This window comes from Pantoea cypripedii (assembly GCF_002095535.1).
Taxonomy (GTDB): domain Bacteria; phylum Pseudomonadota; class Gammaproteobacteria; order Enterobacterales; family Enterobacteriaceae; genus Pantoea; species Pantoea cypripedii.
Window position 1 is genome coordinate 559597 of sequence record NZ_MLJI01000001.1, and the last position, 15692, is coordinate 575288.

Below are 15692 nucleotides of genomic sequence, written 5' to 3' on the forward strand. Positions count from 1 at the left end.
CGTTCTAACCCAGCACCGCCACCGTCAGACGGGTGCTGCAACACAGCTGATCGCGTCCATTGCGAATCTCAATCTGCCAGCTTTGATTACGTGCGCCGAGATGCAGTGGACGGCAGATACCGCGCACTTCACCGCTGCTGACTGCGCGATGGTGGCTGGCACTCACTTCAATCCCCACCACGCTTTTTCCCTCTTCCACGCTCAGGTAGCCAGCAATCGATCCCATCGATTCCGCCAGCACCACCGACGCACCACCGTGCAGCAGGCCAAACGGCTGCTGCGTACGGGTATCGACTGGCATGGTGGCTTCGAGATAATCATCGCCAATCACGGTAAACACGATGCCAAGATGCCCCACCAGCGAGTTTTCACCGATTTTGTTGAGTGCTGCCAGATCGAACGGTCGTTTCCAGATAGCCATGCATCAGGCTCCCAATGTTGCGCCACCATCGACCACAATATCCTGCAACACCACATGGCTGGCAAGATCCGAAGCAAGGAACAAAATATTGGCCGCGATCTCCTGAGGCTGCGCGATCTTGCGCAACGGGATCCCCAGTTTGTATTGATCCTGGAAGCCGTTGATCATCTCCTGTTCTGCTTCCGGCGTATGCCACAGGCTGCGCTGCATATCGGTATCAGTTGAACCGGGCGAAACGATATTGCAGCGTACCCCGAGCGGGGCCATCTCCAGGCCGACTGTGAGGCACAGGCTACGCAATGCGGCTTTTGATGCGCCATAGGCGGACATGCCGAGGCGCGGCGCATGGGCGGCATTGGAGGCGATAGTGACGATGGCGCCAGCACGCTGCTGACGGAATACCGGCAGCGTTTGCTGGAACATATTGAATGCCCCGCCTGCGTTGACGGCCAGGCACGCCTGCCAGTCCTCAAACGCCAGTTCTTCGGTGCTGCCGATGCGCAGGATCCCGGCACCGTTTACCAGCACATCGAGACGTGGCTGTTCGGCCAGCAGACGCTGGCAGACATTTTTCACTTCGGCGGCATCGGCCACGTTCATCACCTGGCAGGAGAAGGGATATTCCGCCTGATCAAAACGCAGATCGAAGCCGACGACCTGCGCGCCCGCCTGATGGAAAGCCAGAGCGGTATGGTAGCCGATACCTTTACCGGCACCGGTGACCCAGACAATTTTTCCGCGGAAATCGAAAGGCAGGCTCATTACGCGCGCTCCCGTGACAGCAGCGCCCACCAGCCATCAATGCTGGGGCTTTTAGCCAGACTGACGAAATCAATATCGCTATGCACCTGACGCCAGCGAGCAGCCAGTGCCATTACCCGCACGGAATCGAGACCGTAATCAATCAGGTTCTCATCATCTTCCGGTACATCGTCATCTTCCAGCAGCGGCAGAATCAGCGCGCGCAGTGCGTCTTTGGAGAGCGGCAGCGGCATCAGGTCAGCCGTCATCACCACTTTGCCACTGCGGCCTGCGGTGTAGGTCAGCGCCATCATATGTTCTTCGCGGGTGAAATCAGCCAGCGCATCGGCCACCATAAATGGCTGGATGTTACGCATAAAGGCATCGGTCGCGGTGGTCAGGCAGCCGATGTGGGCGTACACGCCGGTGATGATCAGCTGATCGCGTCCCATCTCTTGCAGGATCGATTCCAGCGGCGAACGGTGGAAAGCGCTGTAGCGCCATTTGGTCAGTACCTGATCATCCTGATCCGGGGCCAGTGCATCGACGATCTTCTGTTGATCGGGATGTTTGTTCAGGCCCGGTCCCCACATATCGTTAAGCAGGGCGCGATCCGCATCGCTTTGCTCATTCGGCTGTGCGGTGTAGAACACCGGAATACCCTGCGCTTTGCAGTAGGCACGCAGACGCGCAATGTTTTCGACGACCTGATTCACCAGTGGGCTGTTTTCGCCCCAAAAGTTAAGGAAATAGGCCTGCATATCGTGAATCAGCAGCGCCGCGCGTTGCGGCTCCAGGCTCCACTTCACCTTGTTGGCAGGCAACTCGGTGGCGGCTGGCAGCGGATAAGAGGTCAATTTTGGAATAGCCATACAATCTCCGGAACAGGTCAGGCTTGCGCTTGTTGGTCGGCAAGCTGTTGGCGCAAACGTTTTTTATCCACCTTGCCAACCGGGGTCAGCGGCAGGGCGTCTACGCAGGTAATACGATCGGGTAATTTGAACTCGGCAACGCCCAGTTCGCGCAGATGGCGACGCAGCGCCACCGGTTTAAGCGGCTGGCTGGCGACGATAAAGGCGCAGCTTTTTTCACCCATCAGCTCATCGTTCATCGACACCAGCGCGGCGTGGATCACATCCGGGTGCCGTTGCAGCAGGTTTTCGATCTCTTCCGCCGCGATCTTCTCACCGCCACGGTTGATCTGATCTTTCTCGCGGCCCTGCACGGTGATGTAACCCTGTGGGTTGATCTCAATCAGATCGCCGGAACAGTAAAATCCATCGGCATCAAAGCTGGCCGCGTTGTGCTCCGGGCTGCGGTAGTAGCCACGGAAGGTATAAGGTCCGCGCGTCATCAGACGGCCCACTTCACCGCTCGGCAGGGCGTTGCCCTCGGCGTCAGCCACCCAGACTTCATCATCGTCAGAAATCGGGCGACCCTGGGTGGTGAGGATGGTTTTTTCGTCATCGCCGAAGCGGGTGTAATTCACCAGGCCTTCAGCCATGCCGAACACCTGTTGCAGCCGGCAACCGATTTCCTGCTGAATCCGCGCGGCGAGGGTTTCACCCAGCTTGGCACCGCCCACCTGCATACGTTCGAGCGAGGCCAGTTGTTTATTGCTGCCCCATTCCTGAATCGCCTGCAACCACAGGCTTACCGCCGGTGGCACCAGGCCGGTGTCGGTGATCTGATGCTTTTCGATTAACGGAAAGCACAGCGTGGCGCTGGGATCGGCGGCCAGTACCACCTGGCCTCCGGCATAAAAGACGCCAAGCGCGCCTGGCGAGCTCATCGGGAAGTTATGCGCAGCAGGTAACGCCACCAGATAACGGGTGCGATCAGTCACGGCACAAATCTCAACGCTACCGCGAATGCTGTAGTAGTAGTCATTGTGGGTGCGTGGGATCAGTTTTGGCGTGCCGGTACTGCCGCCGGAAAGCTGGAAGAACGCCACTTCATCACCGGCGCTCGGCGTGGGGATAAAGTCACCGGCAGCTTCAGCCAGCAATGCGTCGAGGGTGTTTTCCGGCTGATGATCGTTACGCAAAATCACCTGTTGCAGTGACGGATGCGAACGGCACAGCGTATCGATAAAGCTGTCATCGGCAAACAATGGATGGCTGCGATCGGCAATCAGCAGCACCGGTTCAATCTGCGCGGCATAGGCGGTCAGCTCGGTACGTTGATGGCTGAACAACGCATTGACCGGTGCCACGCCGATTTTGAACAGGGCAAACAGCGTCAGGTAGAAATCCGCCACGTTGCCGAGCTGTACCAGCGCAGTATCGCCGGTTTTCAGGCCGCGACGTTGCAGTGCCGCCGCCAGATTGTCAGTCAGCTGATGCATTTCACGATAGCTGATGTGACGATCGCCATCGATAACCGCGATAGCCTCATTGTGTTGCTGACGCGCCAAAATGTCGGTCATCGGCACATCGAGCCAGTAGCCTTTCTCGCGGTAACGCGCGGCCAGGTCATCCGGCCAGCGGTTGTAGGGAATACTCATGGTCTTTCCTTTATTGCAGTCCAAAGGCGCGCAGCATGGTATCCAGCTTCACGCCGGTTTCACGCCATTCTGATTCGGGTTGAGAGTCGGCAACGATGCCCGCACCGGCGAACAGACGTACGTGCGTGTCGTGCACCGTGCCGCAGCGAATCGTGACCACCCATTCGCCATTGCCTGCCTCATCGCACCAGCCGACAATGCCGCCAAACAGCTGGCGATCAAAGGGCTCCAGCGTCTGAATCAGTTGCTGAGCGCGCTGATGCGGGAAACCGCTCAATGCCGGGGTCGGATGCAGCAGACAGGCCAGCGACAGGGCATTGTCGCGCTCGTCCTGCACTTCGCCATCTATCTGGGTGGCGAGGTGCCATAAGGTTGAGGTGGTAATCAACGACGGCACTGTCGGCACCGACAATCGGCGACTACGCGGTTGCAGTGTGCCGCGCATCGCATCGGTGACCAGCTGATGTTCGTGCCGATCTTTACCGGAGTTCATCAGGGTATCCCCAGCGGCTTGATCACGCTGGCTATCATTATCCCGGCGCGCGGAACCGGCCAGCGGACAGGAGCTGAAGTCACGGCCGTGCTTACGCAGCATCAGTTCCGGGCTGGCACCGAGCAGCACACCGCCTTGCGGCAAGGGCAGATGGAAATGGTAGCTGTTGGGATTTAGCGCAATCACCCGCTGCATCAGCGCAGCGCTATCCACCGGTTGTTCGGTGACGATATCCATCAGGCGCGACAGCACCACTTTGTCGAGGTCGCCCCGTTGGGTGGCGGCGACGGCATCGGCCACCATCCTGAGAAAGACATCGTGATCCGGTACGGCCGCACGGCGACGCACCTCGGGCAACGCACCGGGTTTGGCGGGCAGCGCGGCCAGCAGATCGGCGCGGTTAAAGGTTTGATGGGATTCAGGAATAAATAAGGCCGCAGGCTGGCTGACATCAAACGGGATGGCACCCACCAGAATCGGTTTCTCAATACCTTGCTTTTTGGCTGCAGCGAAGTGCTGACGCAGCTGCTGCTGAAAATGGCCCTGTAAATCGGCAGCATCCTGCACCGACTCAGTCAGCGTGGTGTAACAACCCTGCGTTACCAGGCTCTGCCAGGGCGAAGTAAACAGGAATCCGCGGCAAAGTGCGGAAAAATCCTGCAGCCAGGCATTTTCAAACGTGGACGATTCCACCATAATTTCCACCTTTAAATGATAAGATTATTAAGAATGATTATCATTTTTATTATGGCCCAGTAACCTACGTCGAACGGGCGAAAGAGTCAATCGATTCGCGGGAGTTCCCTTATCTTTAGGCGTTTTCCGGCGCTGATGCCGGTCGCCGAATTAAGCTAAACGGTGGATGAAAACTTATGAATAAATGCGGATTATGGGGCACGTTTGTCCTGTTGTTCATTTTGCAGGCTTTCAGCAGCATGGCGCGCGCTGATCAGGGCTGGCCGCGCAAGATTCAAACCGAGCAGGGCATCGTCACGCTCAGCAAAGCGCCGCAGCGCATTGTCTCGACCAGCCTCACGCTGACTGGTTCGCTGCTGGCGATTGATGCCCCGGTGATCGCCTCGGGGGCGACTGCCCCTAACAGCCGTCTTTCTGACGATCAGGGATTCTTCCGTCAGTGGGGCGAGGTGGCGAAACAGCGTGGCGTGAAGCGTCTGTATATCGGTGAACCCAGTGCGGAAGCTGTTGCGGCGGAAGCGCCGGATCTGATTATCGTCAGCGCCACCGGCAATGACTCCGCCATCAAGCTGGTCAGTCAGCTGTCTGCCATTGCTCCGACTTTGGTGATCAACTACGACGATAAAAGCTGGCAGGATCTGGTGACGCTGCTCGGCGACGCCACCGGCCACGAAGCGCAGGCGGCACAGCGCATTAAGGCTTTCGACGATCGTGAAGCGGCACTGAAAAAAGCCATCACGCTGCCACCGCAGCCGGTTTCTGCCATGGTGTGGAACGGTGACGGGCGTGCGGTGAATCTGTGGACGGCAGAATCAGCCCAGGGCAAATTGTTGCAGCAGCTCGGTTTCACCCTGGCGATGCCCCCGGCCAATATTCAGCAGAGTCACAGCATGGGGCAGCGTAAAGATATCATTCAGCTATCGGGTGAAACCGTTGCCAGCGGCCTGACCGGCCACAGCTTCCTGCTGTTTGCTGCCGATGATAAAACCGCACAATCGGTACTGAGCAATCCGTTCCTGGCACAAAACGAGGCAGTCACGCATAAGCAGGTGTATGCGCTGGGGGCGGATACCTTCCGCCTTGATTACTACAGCGCCAGCAATCTGCTGGCGCGTCTGGAGAAATTGTTCGTTAAATCATGATGCGTCTTCCGCCAGCGTGACCGCTGGCGGTTGATAGCGGCGTAAGCGCCCCATCAAAAACCACATCAGCACACCCAACACCGCCGCCGCGAAGCCAAACATTGTCGCGGCCTGCGGTGGCAGCAGCCATGATCCCATCGCGCCAATCATTGCCGCCCCCAGCGCATCGCCCGTGACATTCTGTGCCGTCCACAGACTGTTGATCCGCCCAAGAAGCGCATCCGGCGTTAACGCCTGGATCATGGTGTACTGCACCAGGCTGGTAATTGAACTGAAGTAGCCAAAAGCCACCAGGCACAGCAGGGCGAGGGGGAATGATGGCATCAGGCCAAACAGCCCCAGCGCAACGAAAGCGGCAATCGCGCTGCTGAGAATCAGCAGCCCCGGGCGGCTGGCATGCGCCAGGCGGCCACTGGTTAATGCCCCTACCGCCGCGCCGAGTGGCACCGCGGCAAACATCAATCCGAGCCGATCGGCGCTGACCTCCCAATGCGGTGCCAGGGCCGGGTACAGCACGCGGATGGCACTGGCCAGCGTCACCAGTGCACCGATCAGTGCCGCCATTCCCACCAGCGGCGTGCTAAACAGGAACTGCACACCCACGGCGAGTGATTTCAATGGGTTCTCACGCGGCTGCGGCGGTAGCGGCAATGGCGGGAGTTTGAGCAGAGTCAGCACGGTCAGCAGGGTGCCCGCCGCTGCCAGTGCGAAGTTCCACACCACACCGCCGCTGGCAATCACCATACCGGCAATCGCCGGGGAGAGAATCGAGCCGAAGCGTACGGTTAGCATGGTCAGGGCACCGGCCTGCATCAGGTTTTCGCGCCCGACCAGCGCCGGTGTCGCAGCCAGCAGCGCGGTCACGCCAATCGCACCAAAGAAGCCATCCCACAATCCCAGCAGATACACCGCCATCAGTGAGGGCTGTGGTAATGCAGCGTTAATCGCCAGCCCGACAAAGCCAAGGCCGCAGGTAGAACGGGCGAATAAAATCAGCTTCTTACGTTCATAGCGGTCGGCCAGCACGCCCCCGGTCAGCAAACCGATAAACATGCCGCAGGCTGCTACAGTCACCCCCAGACCGACCAGCCAGGATGACGCCGTCATCTGCTGAATTTGTACCGGTACCGCCACCGCCAGCATGCCGAGGGCGACAATCGAGATAAAACGGGCGATAAACACCGCGCGAAACGCCGGGTGGGATTTAAGCAGGGAGAGATCAATAAAGTGGGAGGGTTTGTTCATTTCTTTGCCTTTTTGCACCAATTTTCCTCATCTTCCGTGAGGCGAGTCATGATAACATAGACAAATACGAGTAATAACGATAACAAATATCATTATCATATTTCCCTTACGCACGCGAAAACGTTGTTAAGTAGAAGGTTCAGAACGCTATGCGCCAGACTCGTGCACTCGCAGGATCAGGGATGCTGCTGGTGCTCCTTATTGCCCTCAGTTTGATGCTGGGAGCAAAATCTATCTCTTTTTCCGATGTTTATCATTCGCTTATCTCAACCTGTTCTGACGCGGATTGCGTGATTGTGCGCGATGCGCGTCTGCCACGTACGCTGGCCGGATTGCTGGCAGGCGTTGCTCTGGGGCTGGCGGGGGCGTTGATGCAAAGCCTGACGCGCAACCCGCTGGCCGATCCGGGGATTCTGGGGGTGAACGCCGGGGCGGGTTTCGCCGTGGTGCTGGGCATTGCGCTGTTTGGTGCCGACACACCGGTCGCATGGCTCGGATTTGCTTTTGGCGGCGCGCTACTGGCTTCGCTGCTGGTGGCGATGACCGGCGCGATTGGTGGCGGACGCGTGAATCCGGTGCGTCTGACTCTGGCGGGGGTGGCGCTGGGGGCGGTGCTGGAAGGGTTAACCTCGGGGATTTCGCTGCTCAATCCTGACATCTACGATCATCTGCGTTTCTGGCACAGCGGTTCGCTGGATATCCGCAATTTCACCATTTTGCGTACCCTGTTTCCGGCGGTGCTGGTGGGCAGCGTGGTGGCCTTTTGCCTGTCGCAGGCGCTTAACAGCCTGAGTATGGGGGGCGATATGGCGACGGCACTGGGAACCCGCGTGGCGCGTACCCAGCTGCTTGGGCTGCTGGCGATAGCGCTGCTGTGCGGCGCGGCAACGGCAGCGGTCGGGCCGATCGCTTTTCTCGGTTTAATGACGCCGCATCTGGCACGCTGGCTGGTGGGCAATGACCATCGCTGGTTGCTACCTGCCACCGCGCTGCTGACGCCGATCCTGTTATTAGCCGCAGATATTATTGGTCGCCTGCTGGTACCTGGTGAGCTGCGGGTGTCCATCGTCACCGCGATGCTTGGCGCGCCAATGTTGATCGTGCTAGTACGACGCAAATTAGGGCGAGGTGCGGTATGACGCGGCGCGCACTGATGAATTCGCTCTGGCTGCTGCTGGGCTGCGGACTGCTGGCTTTTCTGGCGCTGACGCGTGGCGCACTGCCGATCAGCGGTGAACAGGTGTGGCAGGTGCTGCTGGGTGAGGGTGCCAGCAACGTAAAACTGATTCTGCTGGAATGGCGCTTGCCGCGTGTGCTGATGGCGTTGCTGATTGGCGCAGCGCTCGGCATCAGCGGCGCGATTTTCCAGTCGCTGCTGCGTAACCCGCTCGGCAGCCCTGATATTTTGGGTTTTAACACCGGAGCCTATAGCGGTGTGCTGGTGGCGCTGGTGCTGTTTAATCAAAATGCCTCGGCAATGACCCTTGCCGCGCTGCTGGGCGGCATTATCACCGCAGCGCTGGTGTATCTGTTTGCCTGGCGTAATGGCGTAGAAACCTTTCGTTTGATTATTGTCGGCATCAGCGTGCGTGCCTTGCTGATGGCGCTCAACAGCTGGCTGATTATCAGCGCGTCGCTCGAATCTGCGGTCAGCGCCGGTTTATGGAGTGCCGGGTCGCTCAACGGCATCACCTGGGCGAAGACACCGCCGGTGATTGCCGTGTTATTGCTGAGTCTGCTGCTGGTGGCGCTGCTGGCACGCCGGATGCGTCTGCTGGAGATGGGGGATGACACCGCCTGTGCGCTTGGCGTACCGGTGGAGCGCAGCCGCCTGTGGTTAATGCTGCTTGGTGTGGTGCTGACCGCAGCCTCGACTGCACTGGTCGGACCGATTTCGTTTATTGCCTTGCTGGCACCGCAGATAGCCCGTCGTCTCGGCGGCGGTATGCCGCTGACCGCGCTGTGCGGTGCGTTGCTATTGATCGCTGCGGATTTTGCCGCGCAGCATCTGTTCCTGCCTTATCAATTGCCGGTTGGCGTGATTACCGTCAGCCTCGGTGGACTTTATCTGATTGCTTTACTGGTGCGGGAGGCGCGACGCCAATGACCGAAATTCCTTCACGTCTCTATGGCGAAGGGCTGACGCTGGGCTACGACAAAAAAGTGGTGGCGGAGAATTTGTCGGTGGCGATCCCGGAAGGGGAGCTGACGGTGATTATCGGCCCCAATGCCTGCGGCAAATCGACCCTGCTACGCACCCTGAGTCGCCTTAATCCTCCGCTGAAAGGCCAGGTTTTTCTTGATGGTGAAGCCATCAATCGTTATCCCACGAAAGAAGTGGCGCGCCGTCTCGGCCTGTTGCCGCAAAGTTCCAACGCCCCGGCGGGGATCAGCGTTACTGAGCTGGTAGCGCGTGGTCGCTATCCGCATCAGCAGCTGTTTGGCCGCTGGCGTGCCGAAGATGAAGCGGCGGTGCAGCAGGCGATGCTGGCGACCGGCGTGGCTGATCTGGCGCAGCAGCAGGTGGATACGCTCTCCGGTGGGCAGCGTCAGCGAGTGTGGATTGCCATGGTGCTGGCACAGCAGACGCCGTTACTGCTGCTGGATGAACCGACCACCTGGCTGGATATCACCCATCAGATTGAACTGCTGGAGTTGATGCAGGATCTTAATCAGCAGCACGGGCGTTCGCTGGTGGTGGTGCTGCATGACCTCAATCATGCCTGTCGGTATGCCACGCACCTGATTGCGATGCGCCATGGGCGGATTATTGCCGAAGGGAAACCGGCAGAGATCGTCACCCCGGCGCTGATTGAGCAGGTCTATGGCTTGCGCTGCGTGATTGTGGAAGATCCGGTGGCACATACGCCGATGATCGTGCCGCTGGGACGACCAGGCAAATAACAGCACAGACGTGTAGCGGCGCGATTTATCGCGCGGTTCCGTGCATGATGCCGGAAAAACCGCGCAATAAATTGCGCCGTTACCAGAAGGTGCGATCAGGATCAGAATTCGCTCAGCAGTCGCTGCAACAAGGGACCAATCTGCTCGAACATCTGCGGTGAAATGATATCTACGTGGGCGCAATCCATCGGCCACACTGCCAGTTCACCGACATAGGGTGCCCAGGCGCGTCGCGCGTCCTGCCCCGGTTGCTGCGTTTGCTCCGCAAGGAACAGGGTTGCGCGTCCGGTAAAGCGGGCGCTGCGCGCGGTCGCCAGCAGGCGAACCGAGCTGGCGTAGTTTGCTTCGATGGTATCGAACATCGCCTGCATCTCTTCACCCGCCTGATGACGTTGCGCAGCAATAAACTGCTCACGCTCACGGTTCACTTCTTCCAGCACTGCCGGGTCCAGCACGTTCTCACCGCGTTTTTCGTCCCAGTTCTGCGTCTCCGGCGGCCAGGTATCGAGCAGGCCAAGGAACGCCACCTCTTCTCCGGCAGCTGTCAGCCGTGCGGCAATGCCCTGCGCCAGGGTGCCACCCAGCGAATAGCCAATGAAGTAATAAGGGCCGTGCGGCTGCACCTCACGCAAGGTACGCAGATGGGCGTCACAAACCTCATCCAGATGCGCGCTCTGATTCAGCGGGCTATCGGTATCCGGTGACTGAATACCCATCAGCGACCAGCGTGGATCCAGATAGCGTTGCAGGATGCTGAACTGCCAGGCAAAACCGGAGGCCGGGTGGAAGCAGAACAGCGTGGGTCCATTACCCTGGCGTAACGGCAGCACCGCTTCGAAACCGGCCTGTTGGTGAGATTGTTCATCACTCAGCAGGGCCGCCAGTTTTTCGACGGTGGAAGCAACCATGATCTGGCCCACAGACACCGGCTGTTGCAGCTCCCGACGCAACTGTGCAGCAAGACGCATCGCCAGCAGAGAATGGCCGCCAAGGGCAAAGAAATCATCCTGCGCGCTGATGCTATCGCGCGCCAGCAACTGGCAAAACGCCGCTGCCAGCTGGCTTTCCAGCCCTGGATGAGGTGCGCGTCCGGTGCTGGCCATGGCGGCCTGCGGTAGCGGTAAGGCTTTGCGATCCAGCTTGCCATTGCTGCTGAGCGGGAAGGCTTCCAGCTGCACAATCGACACCGGCACCATATGGGCGGGCAATTGCTGCGCCAGCGCATGACGTAGCGTTTCGCCATCAACCGCATGATCGGCAATCACATAACCGACCAGCTGGCGGGCATCGCCCTGCGCCGCAGCGCCACCCAGCACCACCGCGTGCGTGACGGCCTGCTCGATGCCTGGTTGGGCGCATAGCACATGATCGATTTCATTGAGTTCGATGCGCTGACCACGAATTTTTAACTGATCGTCGCTGCGGCCAAGATATTCCACCGCGCCATTTTCCAGCCAGCGTGCCACATCGCCGGTGCGATACATTCGTTCGCCGTTGCCTGCCGGATCGGCGACAAAACGGCTGGCGGTGAGGTCAGGGCGTCCCAGATAGCCATGCGCCAGCTGGATTCCGGTCAGATAGAGATCGCCAGCGACACCCGGCGGCACCGGTTGCAGGCGGGCATCGAGAATGCGCAGGCCGGTGTTCCACACCGGATAACCGATCGGCACGCTGGCACCTGTAACGGCGGCCAGCGCCTCGCCAAACGCCGGATACCAGCTGACATCCACCGCCGCTTCCGTCGGGCCATATAAATTGTGCAGCGGCACCTGGGTCAACAGTTCCCACTCGCGCGACAGATCGGTTGGCAACGCTTCGCCGCTACAGAAGACGCGGCGCAGGCTGGTGCAGCTGCTGATAGCTGCATCGTCCTGCAAGGCCGCGACAAAGGCCGCCAGCATGGAGGGGACAAAGTGGGTGGTGGTCACCTTATGTTGCGCGAACAACTGTTGCAGCGCTTCCGGATCGCGATGGGCTTCCGGCGGAGCCATCACCAACTGCGCGCCAACCAGCAGCGGCCAGAAGAATTCCCACACCGAAACGTCAAAGCTGCTCGGGGTTTTCTGGAGCACCACATCATCAGCTTGCAGCGGGTAGTGATCCTGCATCCACAACAGGCGGTTGACGATGGCTTCATGGCCGACCAGTACCCCTTTGGGACGCCCGGTGGAACCCGAGGTATAGATGATATAAGCCCCGTCCTGCGGCTGCGGCGCGCTGATGGGAGCAGGGGCATTCAGCTCAGAGGAGAGCGTATCGAAATGCAACTGGCTGACTGGCGCAATGGCCGCAAAACGCGCAGAGAGCGAGGCCGAGGTCATCAGGGTTTTGGGGGCCGCGTCTTCCAGCATCAGTTGCAGACGGTCGTCGGGATAACCGGTATCGAGTGGCAGATAAGCGGCACCCAGTGTCACAATCGCCTGTAACGCCAGCGACAGTTGCACCGAGCGCGGCAGTGCCACCGCCACGATGTCACCGCGTTGTACGCCAGCGGCGCTTAACTGCTGCGCCAGCGCAAAGACCTGCTGCTGCATCTGGCGATAGCTCAACTGATGCTGCGCATCGGCCAGCGCCGGAGCATCCGGGGTGCGCGCGGCCTGCCGGGCCAGCAGTGATGCCAGCGTTTCCGCCGGGAGCGGATGCGCGGTGTGGTTGATGTCTGCCAGCTGGCGATGTTCTTCAGCCGTCAGTAGATCCAGCTCACCGCACGGGCGCTGCGGATCTGCCGCCAGTTGTGCCAGTAACAAGGCGAAACGACGGCTATGGCGTTGCAGGGTGGGCAGATTGTAGCGTGCCGCATTCGCCAGCAGCTCCAGCGTCAGTTCACCCTGCTCGCTGATGTAGATGGCAATTTCCAGATCGCGCACCGGGCCGGATGCCAGCTGATGGGTAATCCCCTCGACACCGGCGAAATCCAGCTGGTAGTCAAACATCTTCAGGTTGATCACCGGGCCGTAAAGCGGATCGCCATCACCGAGACGCCCGAGATCGCGCATCACCTGTTCGGCATCGTAACGCTGGTGGCGGCGCATCTTTTTCACTTCACCGGCCAACTGATTCGCCAGCGTAGCCAGCGGTTGTGCCGGATCGTAGTGGATCGCCATCGGCAGCACGTTGATCACCGGGCCGGTGGCGCACAGTGCCGCCGAACCGATACGACGCATAAAGATAAAGCCAGCGGAGAAGTCGTTTTGCCCGCTCAGACGGGCCAGCCACAGCCCCACCAGTGCGAAGGCGAGATCGGCGGCGCTATGCTGAGGATGCTGGCTCACCAGCTGCTGGAAGGTGGCGCGATCCAGCGTCAGGCTGTGACGCAGCAGATCGGTACTGGCGCTTTGTCCTGCCAGTGGCTGGGGTGAGAGCGACGCAGGTGCAGGCAGGCTGGCACCTTTTTCACGCCAGAACTGGCTGTCACGCGTGAAGGAAGTGGATTGCTGATAGCGCTGATACTCTTCCACTACCTCGCTAAAGGGGATAAAGGGCGTTGGCTCCGCTTGCTGTTGCTGCGCCCAGGCGCTGTACAGATTGGCGATGCGGCGCGTCAGAGCGGTAAAACTGAACCCATCCACCACCAGATGGTGATAACGCTGATACCAGAACCAGTGCTGCTCACCCAGCCGGAACAGGCAATGATGATACAGCGGCGCACCGCTCAGCACGCGCAAATCGCCGTTCATATCGGCGCGCATCAGGGCGCGGGCTTTGCCTGCCGGGTCAGCTTCTGTGCGCAGATCGATGATCTGCGGCTGGCTAAAGTTCTGCGCCTGCGGCCATTGCAGCGCTTCGCCGTCCACTTCGCCAAACGCCATATTTAGCGTATCGGCTTCCTGCATACCCGCAATAATCGCTTTGCACAGCAGGGCGCTATCGATATCACCCTGCAATTCAATAAAGTGCGCGACCGCATAGGCGTTGTGATGGCGGGACAACTGATCGGCAATCCAGATGCCGGGCTGGGCCGCCACCAGCGGCAGGGTTTGCTGTTCGGTGAGATGTCGGTTCATCAGGGATTCAGACATTGTCGCTCCGGTTGGTGTCCTGCGTCAGCGGCCGGATATCCTGCCAGTTTTGTTCCAGCCAGCTCAGACAAGCGGGTTGCGGCTGTGGGCCAAACACCGTTTGCCAGCCAGAGGGGAGGGCGCTGAACGCGGGCCATAAACTGTATTGTTGCTGCGGATTGCGCAGCACCAGACAATCCTGCTGCGGATCGTCAAAGGGATTGCGATGTTCCATGTCGGCTCCTGCTTGTTTAATGCGGGGTCGGATTGCGCCACAGTGCCTGCAGGCCATCCAGCAGACCGCCACGCCAGCACAGCGCATCGTGTCCGCCTTCTACCGGCTGGTAATCCACCTGATAACCCGCCGCCTGCAACAACTGCTGCAATTGCTGATTAGCCTGCAAAATCAGCCCTTCACGTTTGCCTGCTTCCAGCCAGAAACGCAGTGGCTGACGCGGTGCCAGACCCTGTTCCAGCTGCTGGATCAGCCAGCCGTGCGCATTACCGCGCTCCGGCCACCAGAAGGAACCGGACAGACTGATGGCATTGCCAAACTGCTGCGGCCAGTGCAACGCGGCGAAAACCGAGGCGAGGCCGCCAAAACTTTGCCCGGCCACCACGGTGCTGTCAGCGTTCTGCCGATAAGGTGCCCACTGCGCCACCTGAGGGAGTAACTCTTCCTGTAAGGCTTGCCAGAACAGGGCATTGCACGGCAACTCACGGCTACGATGTTCGCGGTCGATGATGTCAATAAACAGATACACCGCCGCAGGCAGCGCGCCCTGGTCGGTAAGTTGTTGCAGCGGACCGGCAATCGGCATGCTGTGCGCCCAGAATTGCCCATCGAGCAAAATGGCCAGTGGTCGCTGCCGGGGTTCAGCTGCGCCGGTGCAGTACAGCCAGACGGAACGGCTGTTGCCCAATAAGGCGCTGTCCCAGCGATATTGCTGTAAGGCGATTTCAGGGGCACGACCTTCATCAATGGCGCGCCATACCTGTTGATTGGGGGCTTGTGGCAGATGCAAGGGAGAAACCCCCATACCGCGTCCACCAGACCAGCCACGCAGGGCATTGAGCGGATCGGCCTGGGCGGTGGGGAATTTATCGCGCCACCAGTTGCGCAGGGCATACATGTCGGCATCCCCGGCGAAATCGGTCGCTTGTTTATCCGGCATCAGGCAGTAGCTACCACGCCAGTTAGCTGGCAAGCGAGTCTGCCAGTACCAGACATCGGTATGGGCGACACGTACCAGGGATTGCGGGGGGCGGTGCTGGTGGTGATCGGTCACGCCGGTAATGTTGATCCACACCCGCTGCGTGCGCGACTGCGTTTCATTGCCCTGCGGATCGCGCCAGAAGAAAGTGACCTGACATGCGCCATCCACTTCTCCCTCGACATACGGGATGCCTTTACGTTGCTGCTCCTGCCACCAGGCTTCACTGCCGGTTATCTCGTTTAGCCAGGTCATAGGTGCTGCCAGTCGCCGTTTACTCAAGGATCTTTTCACAAAGGTTACAGATAATACTATTGATAATTATTTGCATT

General features: G+C 59.5%; 13 protein-coding genes. 4 read left to right on the forward strand and 9 right to left on the reverse strand.

What is annotated here, in order from left to right; translation table 11 throughout:
* Positions 1 to 4: 4 nt before the first annotated feature.
* The 5 genes from HA50_RS02525 to HA50_RS02545 are packed head-to-tail and all read right to left on the reverse strand — an operon-like array spanning position 5 to position 4857.
* Positions 5 to 421 (reverse strand): hotdog fold thioesterase, encoded by a 417-nt coding sequence (locus HA50_RS02525; RefSeq protein ID WP_084872199.1) that lies wholly within the window; start codon positions 419 to 421, stop codon positions 5 to 7.
* Positions 422 to 424: 3 nt separating this feature from the next.
* Positions 425 to 1183: a 2,3-dihydro-2,3-dihydroxybenzoate dehydrogenase gene (dhbA, locus tag HA50_RS02530; protein ID WP_084872203.1), complete on the reverse strand. Its 759-nt coding sequence runs from the start codon at positions 1181 to 1183 to the stop codon at positions 425 to 427.
* A complete protein-coding gene (locus HA50_RS02535) occupies positions 1183 to 2034 on the reverse strand; it encodes an isochorismatase family protein (RefSeq protein ID WP_084872206.1) in 852 nt (283 codons plus the stop codon). The genes dhbA and HA50_RS02535 overlap by 1 nt, the downstream gene beginning before the upstream one ends.
* Positions 2035 to 2051: 17 nt before the next feature.
* Positions 2052 to 3668, reverse strand: coding sequence for a (2,3-dihydroxybenzoyl)adenylate synthase (locus HA50_RS02540; protein WP_084872208.1), 1617 nt, complete (start codon positions 3666 to 3668; stop codon positions 2052 to 2054).
* A gap of 10 nt (positions 3669 to 3678) precedes the next feature.
* On the reverse strand, positions 3679 to 4857 hold the full coding sequence (locus HA50_RS02545; protein ID WP_084872211.1) for an isochorismate synthase: 1179 nt from the start codon (positions 4855 to 4857) through the stop codon (positions 3679 to 3681).
* Between the two features lie 176 nt (positions 4858 to 5033).
* Here HA50_RS02545 and fepB point away from each other — a divergent pair, with 176 nt between their 5' ends.
* On the forward strand, positions 5034 to 5999 hold the full coding sequence (gene fepB, locus HA50_RS02550) for a Fe2+-enterobactin ABC transporter substrate-binding protein (protein WP_084872214.1): 966 nt from the start codon (positions 5034 to 5036) through the stop codon (positions 5997 to 5999).
* Here fepB and entS read toward each other — a convergent pair.
* Positions 5994 to 7244 carry an enterobactin transporter EntS gene (entS, locus tag HA50_RS02555; protein ID WP_084878291.1) on the reverse strand — a complete coding sequence of 417 codons (1251 nt, stop codon included), beginning with the start codon at positions 7242 to 7244 and terminating at the stop codon, positions 5994 to 5996. The genes fepB and entS overlap by 6 nt on opposite strands.
* 182 nt (positions 7245 to 7426) lie before the next feature.
* Here entS and fepD point away from each other — a divergent pair, with 182 nt between their 5' ends.
* Genes fepD through HA50_RS02570 form a run of 3 tightly spaced genes read left to right on the forward strand, consistent with a single transcriptional unit; the run spans position 7427 to position 10148 of the window.
* Positions 7427 to 8383: a Fe(3+)-siderophore ABC transporter permease gene (fepD, locus tag HA50_RS02560; protein ID WP_244193557.1), complete on the forward strand. Its 957-nt coding sequence runs from the start codon at positions 7427 to 7429 to the stop codon at positions 8381 to 8383.
* 14 nt (positions 8384 to 8397) lie between these two features.
* Positions 8398 to 9351: an iron-enterobactin ABC transporter permease gene (gene fepG, locus HA50_RS02565; RefSeq protein ID WP_420851455.1), complete on the forward strand. Its 954-nt coding sequence runs from the start codon at positions 8398 to 8400 to the stop codon at positions 9349 to 9351.
* A complete protein-coding gene (locus HA50_RS02570) occupies positions 9348 to 10148 on the forward strand; it encodes an ATP-binding cassette domain-containing protein (RefSeq protein WP_084872221.1) in 801 nt (266 codons plus the stop codon). The genes fepG and HA50_RS02570 overlap by 4 nt, the downstream gene beginning before the upstream one ends.
* 101 nt (positions 10149 to 10249) lie before the next feature.
* On the opposite strand, the gene HA50_RS02575 is transcribed toward HA50_RS02570, so the two are convergent.
* The 3 genes from HA50_RS02575 to fes are packed head-to-tail and all read right to left on the reverse strand — an operon-like array spanning position 10250 to position 15615.
* Positions 10250 to 14167, reverse strand: coding sequence for an enterobactin synthase subunit F (locus tag HA50_RS02575; RefSeq protein WP_084872225.1), 3918 nt, complete (start codon positions 14165 to 14167; stop codon positions 10250 to 10252).
* Positions 14160 to 14381: an MbtH family protein gene (locus tag HA50_RS02580; RefSeq protein WP_084872228.1), complete on the reverse strand. Its 222-nt coding sequence runs from the start codon at positions 14379 to 14381 to the stop codon at positions 14160 to 14162. The genes HA50_RS02575 and HA50_RS02580 overlap by 8 nt, the downstream gene beginning before the upstream one ends.
* A gap of 16 nt (positions 14382 to 14397) precedes the next feature.
* Complete coding sequence (gene fes, locus HA50_RS02585) at positions 14398 to 15615, reverse strand: enterochelin esterase (protein WP_084872230.1); 1218 nt, start codon at positions 15613 to 15615, stop codon at positions 14398 to 14400.
* Positions 15616 to 15692 lie beyond the last annotated feature (77 nt).

Bases quoted from the DNA above. Each gene is read 5' to 3' on its own strand.
- HA50_RS02525 (WP_084872199.1), bottom strand. From the start codon at position 421: ATGGCTATCTGGAAACGACCGTTCGATCTGGCAGCACTCAACAAAATC.
- dhbA (WP_084872203.1), bottom strand. From the start codon at position 1,183: ATGAGCCTGCCTTTCGATTTCCGCGGAAAAATTGTCTGGGTCACCGGT.
- HA50_RS02535 (WP_084872206.1), bottom strand. From the start codon at position 2,034: ATGGCTATTCCAAAATTGACCTCTTATCCGCTGCCAGCCGCCACCGAG.
- HA50_RS02540 (WP_084872208.1), bottom strand. From the start codon at position 3,668: ATGAGTATTCCCTACAACCGCTGGCCGGATGACCTGGCCGCGCGTTAC.
- HA50_RS02545 (WP_084872211.1), bottom strand. From the start codon at position 4,857: ATGGTGGAATCGTCCACGTTTGAAAATGCCTGGCTGCAGGATTTTTCC.
- fepB (WP_084872214.1), top strand. From the start codon at position 5,034: ATGAATAAATGCGGATTATGGGGCACGTTTGTCCTGTTGTTCATTTTG.
- entS (WP_084878291.1), bottom strand. From the start codon at position 7,244: ATGAACAAACCCTCCCACTTTATTGATCTCTCCCTGCTTAAATCCCAC.
- fepD (WP_244193557.1), top strand. From the start codon at position 7,427: ATGCTGCTGGTGCTCCTTATTGCCCTCAGTTTGATGCTGGGAGCAAAA.
- fepG (WP_420851455.1), top strand. From the start codon at position 8,398: ATGAATTCGCTCTGGCTGCTGCTGGGCTGCGGACTGCTGGCTTTTCTG.
- HA50_RS02570 (WP_084872221.1), top strand. From the start codon at position 9,348: ATGACCGAAATTCCTTCACGTCTCTATGGCGAAGGGCTGACGCTGGGC.
- HA50_RS02575 (WP_084872225.1), bottom strand. From the start codon at position 14,167: ATGTCTGAATCCCTGATGAACCGACATCTCACCGAACAGCAAACCCTG.
- HA50_RS02580 (WP_084872228.1), bottom strand. From the start codon at position 14,381: ATGGAACATCGCAATCCCTTTGACGATCCGCAGCAGGATTGTCTGGTG.
- fes (WP_084872230.1), bottom strand. From the start codon at position 15,615: ATGACCTGGCTAAACGAGATAACCGGCAGTGAAGCCTGGTGGCAGGAG.